The sequence below is a fragment of the Arthrobacter crystallopoietes BAB-32 genome, from assembly GCF_000328305.2.
GTDB lineage: Bacteria > Actinomycetota > Actinomycetes > Actinomycetales > Micrococcaceae > Crystallibacter > Crystallibacter crystallopoietes_A.
This window is the reverse complement of record NZ_ANPE02000083.1, coordinates 1-9,513: the sequence shown is the minus strand read 5'-3', so window position 1 is coordinate 9,513 and position 9,513 is coordinate 1. Positions and strand designations below refer to the sequence as shown.

Here is a 9,513-nt window from a genome sequence, read left to right as displayed (position 1 = left end):
AACGTTCCCCGCGCTGCGCACCCCCGTGCTCGCCGCCGTGAACGGCGACGCCCTCGCCGGAGGCTTCGGCCTGGTCTGCAGCGCCGACATCGTCATCGCCGTCGATACCGCCAGGCTGGGCACCATCGAGGCGACCCTCGGCACCTGGCCCGCGGTCGCCCAGAGCCCGGCCCTGCGCCGCGTCCCGGCCAAGGCCGCCATCACCAACATCCTCACCGGCGAACCGTTCAGCGCCGGGCGCGCCCAGCAGCTCGGCGTCATCGACGAGGCGGTGCCCGCCGACCACCTGCAGGAACGCGTTGCCTACTACGCCGAGGCGGTCCAGCGCTCCGGCGCGGCCGGCCGGCTCGGACGGCCGCTGATGTACGCCTCCTTCGACCAGGACTACGGCCAGGCCCTGCGCTCCGGCGCCGAAGGCTTCATCCAGCTCTTCAGTTCGAAGTAAACCAGCAGCGACCTGGAGCGGGCAGGGGCGACAGCGCTCCTGCCCGCCCCCACTCAGGAAGGCACGATGAGCGCACAACGACCTGTCAACGAGCCCGCAGCGCGGCACGACCCGGCGCGCCATGCTGGGCGCCGGTGCCGTCGCCGGACTCGGCCTGGTCGCCGCGTCTGCCGCACCGGCAGCCGCAGCTCAGCAGCAGGGATCGAGCCGGACCCGGACCCACATCGTCCTGCTCGGCACGAGCGGGGGGCCCCGTCAATTCGCCGACTACGGCGGCCCCGAGGAACGCTCCGGTACGGCCTCAGCCTTGGTCGTGGGGGACCGGTACTACTTGATCGATGCGGGCGAAGGTGTACTCCGCCAGCTCACCCGGGCCGGACTGGGGGCGGTCAAAGCCACCGGCCGCGATCCCTTGGCCCAACTCGCCGGCGTGTTTATTACCCACCTGCATTCCGACCATGTCGTTGACGTGCCCAACCTCATCTCGCTCGGACTGTTCAATGGCTTGGGCCGGCCGGAACGGCCTGTCCCGCTCATAGGCCCCGGCGACCGCGGTATCCTGCCCCCGCTCTATGGGGATGGCGCCGAACCTCCCGTCGTGAACCCGGAGGCGCCCACCCCCGGCACCCGGGCCATGGTCGAACATCTAATAGCTGCCTACGCAACCGACTACAACGACCGTGCCCGCGACAACCGCCTGCCGGTACCTCATCAACTCGTCGACGCCCGTGACATTCAGCTTCCGGTCGGTATAGGGGCCGACCCGAACACTAATCCGCACCCGGCGATGGAACCGTTTGCCGTATTCGAGGACGAGTTGGTAAGGGTCACCGCCACCCTCGTGCAGCACGCACCCGTGTTCCCTGCGTTCGCGTTCCGCTTCGACACGGAGGACGGCTCCGTCGTCTTCTCGGGCGACACCGGGCCGAGCGAAAATCTGGTGCGGCTGGCCCGCGGCGCTAACGTCCTCGTGCACGAGGTCATCGCGCCCGCCGGGATCGCGAAACTCTACCCGGAACCCCGGAGCCCCGAGGATGAGGCCACCTACCAGCACGTCCTGCGCTCACACACCCCGCTCGAGGAGGTCGGCCCGATCGCGGAGCGCGCCGGGGTCGACACCCTGGTCCTGAACCACCTGGCTCCAGCCACCCTTCCCCGCCGTGCCTTCGCCGCAGGCGGAAAGGGTTTTTCCGGCCGCACGATCGTCGGCGAGGACCTCATGGTCCTCAACGTCGGCGGATAGCGGCATCACACACACCACAAGGAGCACCCCCATGCGTAACATCCGTCGAACCATCATCGCCACTGCAGCTCTCGCTGGCTTCGCCACGCTGACCGCCTGCGGCAGCTCCGCCTCCGCCGGAACCGACACCGTTTCCATCGCGTACGCGGGAGACCAGCAGACGCCCTTCGTCGCTACCGTCACCGAGGGGATCGACGCGGCCGCCAGCGCTGCCGGCGCAGAATTCTCCGTGTTCGATAACCACACCGACGCCGCGAAGGTCGTCAACAACGCGCGCGACGCGGCTACCCAAGCGCCTTCCGTATTCATCGAATACAGTTCGGTCGCCGACGCCAACGACCGCGTGGACCGCATCATGGACGATGCCGGCGTGCCGGTGCTCGCCGTCCAGTATCCGGTCGGCGACGCGCCGTTGTTCGCCATCGATAACGCAGAGGTAGGCCGGCTCGGCGGGGACGCCCTGGCCGATGCTGCGCTGGAGAAATGGGGCGAGGGAGAAGTTGACAGCGCACTGATGCTGGCGTTGCCCGCCGGAGGCGACGTACAGCTCGAGCGCAGCGACGCCGCACAGGCTGCACTGGAAGGGAAATTGGGCAGCATCGACGTGACAGTCGGCGACACCAAGCTCGACCCGAGCGTGGCCCGGCAGGTCTCGGCTGACTTCCTCTCCGCCCACCCCGGGGAGAAGATCGTCGTCTGGGCCCACCTGGACTCGATGGCCATGGGAGCCGTATCGGCGGCCAAGGCAGCAGGGCGCGAAGACGATGTGCTGATCGTCGGAACATCCGGCGATCCCGTGGTCGTGGACGAACTCAAGCGGGAAGGCTCCCCGCTCGTGGCCACGGTCGGGCTCTTCCCTGAACAGTGGGGCGAGGAGATCGTCGACCTTGCCACCCGGGTCGCAGCCGGAGAGGAAGTCCCGGAGGTTACGCACCCGAGCCAGACCCGCATCGTGACCGCGGAAAACGCGGACGACATTAACGGGCAGGAATGAGTGTGATGGCGCATCCTGCCCTGCATCTGAAGGGCATAGACAAGCGCTTTGGCGGTACGCATGCTGTCCGAGGCGTACACCTTACCCTTCGTTCGGGACGGGTTCACGCCCTGCTCGGGGAGAACGGGGCGGGGAAGTCCACACTCGTAAAGATCATGTCCGGGCTCATTGACCCCGACGACGGCACGATCGAGGTGGGCGGCAGGCCAATGCGGTTCCGCGGACCCGCCGATGCCCAGCGCGAGGGCATCCGCACCGTCCACCAGGAGCTCGAACTGGCCCCCGCTCTTACCGTTACCGAGAACGTGCTCATGGGCCAACTACCGAGGCGGTTTGGCACCGTGGACTTTGCTGCGGCTACCCGTCGAACACTAGGTGTGCTGTCCGAACTCGGGGCTGAACTCGATCCGGATGCCATCGTCGGCTCCTTGCCGCTGGCTGAACAACAGCTGGTTGAGATTGCCCGAGGACTCGCGGCCCGACCTAAGGTTCTGTTTCTCGATGAGCCGACGGCTGCCCTCACTCCGGGCGAGGCGGACAAGCTTCTCGAACGACTGCGCGGCCTCGCCGCCCAGGGAGTGGCGATTCTCTACATCAGCCATCACCTGGAAGAAGTCCTCGCCGTCGCCGACGACGTGACAGTGCTGCGCGACGGCGCCGTGGCCCTCGCGGCCGAAGTGTCCGAGACGGATCGACACGGCATCGTGCGCGCCATGCTCGGGACAGACCCAGTCGATTCGCAGGTGCGCCCCGCTGCAACCCCCGGAGGGGAGGAAACAGTTTTCGAAGTGCACGATCTTCACAGCCGCCGTTCACTCGATGGCGTCTCCTTCCGAGTGGCCGCCGGAGAGATCGTAGGCTTCTTTGGACTCGCCGGCAGCGGCCACGAGGCCATCGCGGACTGCCTCTACGGCTCGGGGGAATACGCCGCCGAACGCGCCACGTTCAGCGGGAACCCCCTGCCTGCATCACCGATAGAAGCCCGGAAGCGCGGTATCGGGTACGTGCCGGCCGACCGCAAGCGGGACGGCTTGGCATTGGGGATGTCCGTGCGCGACAACATCCTGCTCGCAAACTGGGGCCCGCTCGCCCGCGCCGGCATCAGGCGGCAAGGCATCGAAACCGAACAGGCAGCAAGGCTGGCCCGCCGCCATGCTGTTAAAGCAGGATCGCTGGATGTCCCGGTGTCCTCGCTGAGCGGTGGCAACCAGCAGAAGGTGGTCCTTGCCCGGCAGTTCACCGGTGAATCTCCCAAGGCACTTTTACTGAGCGAACCGACCCGCGGCGTCGACATCGGCGCCAAAGCGGAAATCCATCGGCTCCTGGCTGAGTACGCCGATGCCGGTGGCACCTGTCTCGTCACTTCCTCCGACGCGGAGGAAGTCGCCGCGCTCTGCGACCGCGTCTACGTGCTCAGCCGCGGACGCATCCTGACCCAGCTCCAGGCCGGTGCCCTCACTGCATCGAACCTGACCGCAGCCGCACTATAGGGGAAGACCATGAACCCGTCGAACCAGACTCCCGCCACCGTGAACGAAACGGTCAATGGCGCCGGAACCGCACCTCCCGTCGAACCCAGGCCCGATACGGCACCCAAGCCACGCGAGCGAGATGCTTCCCCTGTGCGCCGGGTCCTGCCCGGGGCACAGGACCTGGCACTGATCGGTGCCCTTGTGGTGCTGTGCGCCGGCTTCACGATAGCCAGCCCCCACTTCTTCACCGAAGCCAACCTTATTAACGTTCTGCGCTCCGTGGCGATCATCGGCACGATATCGGCAATCATGACCCTCGTGCTCATATCCGGAGCACTGGACCTGTCAGTCGGATCCATCATGGGCATCACCGGAGTCCTGGCAGCCGTCATGATGTCATCATTCGGGTTGGGACCGCTCACGGCCTGCGCAGCCGCGCTGGCGTTGGGCGTCGTCTGCGGGCTGCTCAACGCCTTCTGCGTGGTTCGCCTTCGAATCAACCCGATCATCGTGACGATCGGTACCCTAGCGCTTTTTCGCGGTATCGCCTTCATCCTCACCGACGGGCGCGAAATAGCCGTCCGCGACCCCTTCTTCGACGCGATCGGATTCGACCGCTGGCTTCTGCTGCCCGTTCCGGTGTGGGTCATGCTCGCCGTTTTCACGATGGCCTGGTGGATTGCCAAGTACAGCGTGTGGGGACGCACTGTGTACTCCGTAGGTTCCAATCCGCGGGCATCGCGTCTCGCGGGACTCCCCGTGGACCGTGCCCGTGTCATCATCCTCGCCGCCAGCGGACTCGCGGCCTCCGTGGCCGGTCTGCTCATGCTGGCACAGGGCGGCATCGCCGTTCCTTCGGCGGGCACCGGTTACGAACTGCAGGTCCTTACCGCCGTCCTGCTGGGCGGGACCAGCCTGGCCGGCGGGGAAGGACGTGTGGCCCGCACGCTGGTCGGTGTGCTGATCATCGGGGTCATCAACAACGGGATGACGCTGCTCGCCGTCCCGTCCTACTACCAGACAGTCGCCGGGGGCGTCCTCCTGCTCGTGGCCGTAGCCATTGACCAGGCACGCCGAGGCGCCGGATACCGCTAATTTCAAGAGCCGACGGCGGCGGGGCGGCACGGGGGTGCCCGCTCCGCCGTCGTCATGTCTCCCCACGGCGGAATGATGATTTGCTGGTACGGCAAAGGGCGGTGGCCGGAGCAGAATATGCTCCAGCCACCGCCCTTTCGGTTCTACGCCTGGTTCGGCCGGCCGACGCCGATCTCGTCGAGATCCTGGCCGACGATCATGCGGCCGGAGAAGCCGCGCTTGGCCTCGTTCCACGAGTTCGGTGCACCATTGCCGGGCACCAAATGGTGCAGAACCAGCGTCTCCACTCCAGCACGCTCCGCAAGCGGCCCGAGCTCCTCGGCCAAGGTGTGCGACCTGATCATGTGCTGGAAGAGCCCCTCTGAGCCCGGGTCACGCGGTTGCGGGAACAGGCTCTCTGCCCACTGCCGGTCCATAACTTCGTGCGCAAGGATGTCGGCGCCCTCGGCGAGCTCGACGAGGTTTTCGCTGACGCCAGTGTCGCCCGAGATGACGATCGACCCATCCTCGGTGTCGAAGCGGAAGGCCAGCGCCGGGAACACCGGCGCGTGCATCACCAGCGTCGCCGAAACCCGCACACGGTCGTCCTCGTAGAACGGCACAGGACTCATGCGCGGATGGGGATTGCCATTGGGGTCGGCCAGGTAACGCTCCGGAATCGGTACGTCGAAGCCCTCGAACAGCTGGTCCGGCACAGGGAACCGGTTGTCCCTCACACGGTCGTTGTAATCTGTGGCGAAAGTGCGCACCATCAGCTCAACCATCTCCCGGGTGCCGGGTGTCGGATTCTCAGGCGCCACGATGGGTGGCTCCTGACCCTCGCCGAACAGTTCGGGCAGCACACCGCGATTGCCCGGTCCCCAGACCTGGATCTTCTCCGGCGCCTTTTGCAAACCATTGTGCAGACCCGAAGAAAGAATGTTATTCAGATCTGAGACGTGGTCCGAGTGCAAATGCGTAAGGAAAATAGCCCGCAAGTCGCGCAAAGGGCCATTCTGGACGACACCGAGCGGGTCCCCGAGACCTGCCTGCCGCAGGCGCGGGCCAACGCCCTCGCCGGCATCCACGAGATAGTAGCGGTCTCCGACGACAACAGCCGAGGCAATGCCCATGCGATCAGTCCCGGGCCACCACGGCGGACCGCCAGCAGTACCCAGCAGTACCAACTTGGTCCGATGGTTCCCGGCCTTAAACGGCTTTCTGCCCTGGACGGCTTGGGCTGGGCTTGCGGAAGCGGCTCCAAGCCCGACGGCAGCGGCGCCCGCGAGGACGCCGGTGATGGCCTGCCGTCGGGTCGCTCCGCTGCGCAAAACGCTATTAACAACGTCGCACAAAATGGTCTCCTGAAATCATGCCTGTCCGGCACTCGAATGCAAGGGTCGTGATGGCCATCACTCCCAGCCATACTAGGAGCAGAACTCCCGCACTCCTGGAAACTTGTGCCCCGACACCAGAGCCCGGCATTTCAGTTGGACTTCTGGCACAAGACGGCATGGGGGCACGGCAAAGGGTCGTCCCAGAGACGACATCTGCGCCGTTTTCGGTATCTGGGCCGTGGGTGGGAATGGCATGGGGCAATGACGCCTGAGGCATCACGTGGCGCTGTTTAGGGTGATCGGAGGATGATGGCCGGCGTCCGGTATTCCTCCGATCACCCGTCGTCATCCTCCGGGGCCTTCTACTGACGGGCGGGTACCGGTGCGCTTTCCGTTTCAACGTCTGCGATGAGGCGTTTTCGCGCGCGGGCGAGTCCGGTGCAGATAGCCAGGCACAGGAGGGCCGCCAGCGCGTAGAGCGTGAAGAGCCCGTCGGGGCCGTTCGCGGCGAAGGCCAGCCCGCCGACGAACGGGCCGATGAATGAGCCGATGAAGGCCATGGTGTTGGTGATGCCGAGGATGGTTCCGCGGGAGTGGGGTTCGACGGCGACGGTGGCGGTGGCGTTGATGAGGTTCTGCGCCGAGTGGCCGCCGATGCCCATGAGTGCCACGCAGACCAGCGCGGCGCCCAGGGAGGACGGCCCCCAGAGCAGTCCGGCAAGGCCTGCGAGGGTCAGTGCAGCGCAGGCGATGGTGACCTTCGCGGAACCGACCTTGTCCGCGGCTGTCGCGGTGAACCAGGATCCGAGGACGGCGGCACCGGTCAGCGAGAACGCGAAGAGCAGGGCTTGGGTGAGGTCGAACCCGCGGGTCTTCATGGCCTCGGCGAGCCAGACGTTCAGCCCCAGCCAGGTGGCCATGTTGGTGATGGCGGCCAGGGCGACGAGCGCGACAAAAGCGGCTCCGCGTCCGCGGAAAAGGCCGGCGAACTTCTGCAGCGGTGTGAGCCGGGTGTCGTGCACTTCTGTCGGTTCGCTGATCCGCGAGGAGAGTAGGAGGGCCAGGATGACGAGTGTCATAGCCGTTCCCAGCCAGAACATCGCGCGCCAGCCCCACAGCGGCATGAGGAAGATACCGACGAACGCCGCGACCGTTCCGCCGAGAGGGACGCCTGCCATTGCAACGGTGATGACCAGGCTGCCGCGGCCCTGCGGTGCATGGTTCCGCGCCAGTGTCATCGCGGTAGTGAGAGCCGCTCCCACCCCGACCCCGGTGACCAGGCGCGCGCCGCCAAGGAATTCGGGGGTTGGTGCGAGGGCGGCGAGGGCGGAGCCGAACCCGAAGATCGCAGCGGCCAGCGCCATGACGCGGGGCCGTCCGATGCGGTCGGCGAGCATTGTTCCGCCGATGACGCCGGCCAGGGCGCCGGCGTAGACGATCCCTCCGACGAGTCCGGTGGTCTGCTCGTCGATTCCCAGCGACCGGTCTTCCAGCAGCAGCGGGACCACCGATCCGAAGACGATGAGGTTGTAACCCTCCATGAGGGTGACGGCCAGGCAGAGGGCAATCACTGCGTTGTTGGAGAGGTAGGGCCGGGGTTCCCGGCGTTTTGTGCGCGCAAAGGTGGAGGTCATGGAATTCCTTTGATGAGCGGCCAGCCGACTTGGGCTCGGCGGGAGAAGAAGTTGACATGCTCTTCATTTATGAGCAGTGAACCAAGCATGAGATTATCCTCACAAAATTGCAAGGGGTTTTTCCTGCATTTTTCCCGGCGGCAGCTGCGCACACATAAAAAGGCCCTCCGCCGTACGGCGGAGGGCCAGGGGGTGAAGGTGGGTGGTGCTTTATGGCTCCAGGTGCAGCGCGGGCAGCGGCCGGGCGGCGATCTCCTCGGCTTCCCGGGCATCCACTCCGACCATGGCGAGCATGGTTCGGGCGAATAATTCGTCTGTGCCTTCGGGGCGGTCGGTGGAGAGCACCAGGTGCAGGGCGGAAATCAGGGACCCGAAGGTGCAGGACGTGGCGATGTCCGTGTCCGGGATCGAGAAGCGCCCGGCGTCAAGGCCCCGCCGCAGGTCGCGGGCGGCCCGGGGGCCGAGGATTTCGATCAGCTTCGGGTGGGCGGCACCCATGCGGACAATGAACCAGCCCCACACGGGGTCGGTGGTGGCCCGAAGCACCAGATGGCGCAGCGAGGCGGCGAATACCTCGGCCGGGTCGGGCATGTCGGCGGTGAGCCGGTCCAGGGCGGCGCCCACGGATTCGATGGAGGCCTCGGCCACGGCCTCGACGATCTCATCGCGGGACTGGAAGTAGTTGTAGAACGTGCCGGCTCCGAGGTCCGCGGCTTCGGTGATCTCCGAGATCCCGACGGACTCGACACCGCGCTCAGCCATGAGGTTCTTTGCTGCGTCGATCAGCCGCGCGCGGGTCTGCTCGCGGCGGCGCTGCTGGCGGCCGCCGGGGGCCGTGCCCGCTGCCTTCGTCTCTGTTGCCACGCTGCCACCGTACGCCACCGGCGTTGCCGATGCACGGAGGCGTGCACGACAAGCCAGTTATGAGTACTTGTTCAAAACTGAGGAATATGTCACTATTTCTTTATGCATGACGCGCATCACACCCGGAAGGACCCCGCCATGGCCACTGCACTCCACCACATACCCGAGACCGCGCAGCCCGCCACGCCGGACGCAGCGGGAGAGGGCCACTTCGACACTGATGTCGCGATTGTCGGCGGCGGTCCCGTCGGCACCCTCCTGGCCGTCCTGTTGGGGCGCCGGGGCCACCGCGTCACCATCGTGGAGAAGTGGCCGGCCTTTTATGAGCAGCCGCGTGCCATCACGTTTGATCACGAGATCGCCCGCATCCTGAACATTCTCGGGATCGACTCGGACAACGATCCGGCGATCGACTATCACAACGACATCTACTACTGGAAGAACGCTGAA

9 protein-coding genes are annotated in these 9,513 nt (G+C 66.2%); 6 read left to right on the top strand and 3 right to left on the bottom strand.

What is annotated here, in order from left to right; genetic code table 11:
• From D477_RS05505 to D477_RS05485, 5 genes are all read left to right on the top strand, one after another.
• Positions 1 to 445, top strand: a 445-nt coding sequence (locus tag D477_RS05505; RefSeq protein WP_005267915.1) for an enoyl-CoA hydratase/isomerase family protein, incomplete at its 5' end; no start/stop codon positions are given.
• Between the two features lie 121 nt (positions 446 to 566).
• Complete coding sequence (locus D477_RS05500; protein WP_005267914.1) at positions 567 to 1,688, top strand: MBL fold metallo-hydrolase; 1,122 nt, start codon at positions 567 to 569, stop codon at positions 1,686 to 1,688.
• A 31-nt stretch (positions 1,689 to 1,719) separates the two neighbouring features.
• Positions 1,720 to 2,682, top strand: coding sequence for a sugar ABC transporter substrate-binding protein (locus tag D477_RS05495; RefSeq protein WP_005267913.1), 963 nt, complete (start codon positions 1,720 to 1,722; stop codon positions 2,680 to 2,682).
• Positions 2,679 to 4,172, top strand: a complete 1,494-nt coding sequence (locus D477_RS05490; RefSeq protein ID WP_081608482.1) for an ATP-binding cassette domain-containing protein — start codon at positions 2,679 to 2,681, stop codon at positions 4,170 to 4,172. Before D477_RS05495 ends, D477_RS05490 begins: the two co-directional genes overlap by 4 nt.
• 9 nt (positions 4,173 to 4,181) lie before the next feature.
• Positions 4,182 to 5,249: an ABC transporter permease gene (locus D477_RS05485; RefSeq protein WP_005267910.1), complete on the top strand. Its 1,068-nt coding sequence runs from the start codon at positions 4,182 to 4,184 to the stop codon at positions 5,247 to 5,249.
• Positions 5,250 to 5,392: 143 nt separating this feature from the next.
• Here the strand turns inward: D477_RS05485 and D477_RS05480 are convergent, their stop codons facing one another.
• From D477_RS05480 to D477_RS05470, 3 genes are all read right to left on the bottom strand, one after another.
• Positions 5,393 to 6,361 carry an MBL fold metallo-hydrolase gene (locus D477_RS05480; protein ID WP_005267909.1) on the bottom strand — a complete coding sequence of 323 codons (969 nt, stop codon included), beginning with the start codon at positions 6,359 to 6,361 and terminating at the stop codon, positions 5,393 to 5,395.
• A 566-nt stretch (positions 6,362 to 6,927) separates the two neighbouring features.
• On the bottom strand, positions 6,928 to 8,199 hold the full coding sequence (locus D477_RS05475) for an MFS transporter (protein ID WP_005267908.1): 1,272 nt from the start codon (positions 8,197 to 8,199) through the stop codon (positions 6,928 to 6,930).
• A 210-nt stretch (positions 8,200 to 8,409) separates the two neighbouring features.
• Positions 8,410 to 9,063 carry a TetR/AcrR family transcriptional regulator gene (locus tag D477_RS05470; protein ID WP_043845792.1) on the bottom strand — a complete coding sequence of 218 codons (654 nt, stop codon included), beginning with the start codon at positions 9,061 to 9,063 and terminating at the stop codon, positions 8,410 to 8,412.
• 138 nt (positions 9,064 to 9,201) lie between these two features.
• Here D477_RS05470 and D477_RS05465 point away from each other — a divergent pair.
• Positions 9,202 to 9,513, top strand: a 312-nt coding sequence (locus tag D477_RS05465) for an FAD-dependent monooxygenase (RefSeq protein WP_150110014.1), incomplete at its 3' end; no start/stop codon positions are given.

What these genes read in the sequence shown, in the direction of transcription:
- D477_RS05500 (WP_005267914.1), top strand. Translation starts at nt 567, where the DNA reads ATGCTGGGCGCCGGTGCCGTCGCCGGACTCGGCCTGGTCGCCGCGTCT.
- D477_RS05495 (WP_005267913.1), top strand. Translation starts at nt 1,720, where the DNA reads ATGCGTAACATCCGTCGAACCATCATCGCCACTGCAGCTCTCGCTGGC.
- D477_RS05490 (WP_081608482.1), top strand. Translation starts at nt 2,679, where the DNA reads ATGAGTGTGATGGCGCATCCTGCCCTGCATCTGAAGGGCATAGACAAG.
- D477_RS05485 (WP_005267910.1), top strand. Translation starts at nt 4,182, where the DNA reads ATGAACCCGTCGAACCAGACTCCCGCCACCGTGAACGAAACGGTCAAT.
- D477_RS05480 (WP_005267909.1), bottom strand. Translation starts at nt 6,361, where the DNA reads ATGGGCATTGCCTCGGCTGTTGTCGTCGGAGACCGCTACTATCTCGTG.
- D477_RS05475 (WP_005267908.1), bottom strand. Translation starts at nt 8,199, where the DNA reads ATGACCTCCACCTTTGCGCGCACAAAACGCCGGGAACCCCGGCCCTAC.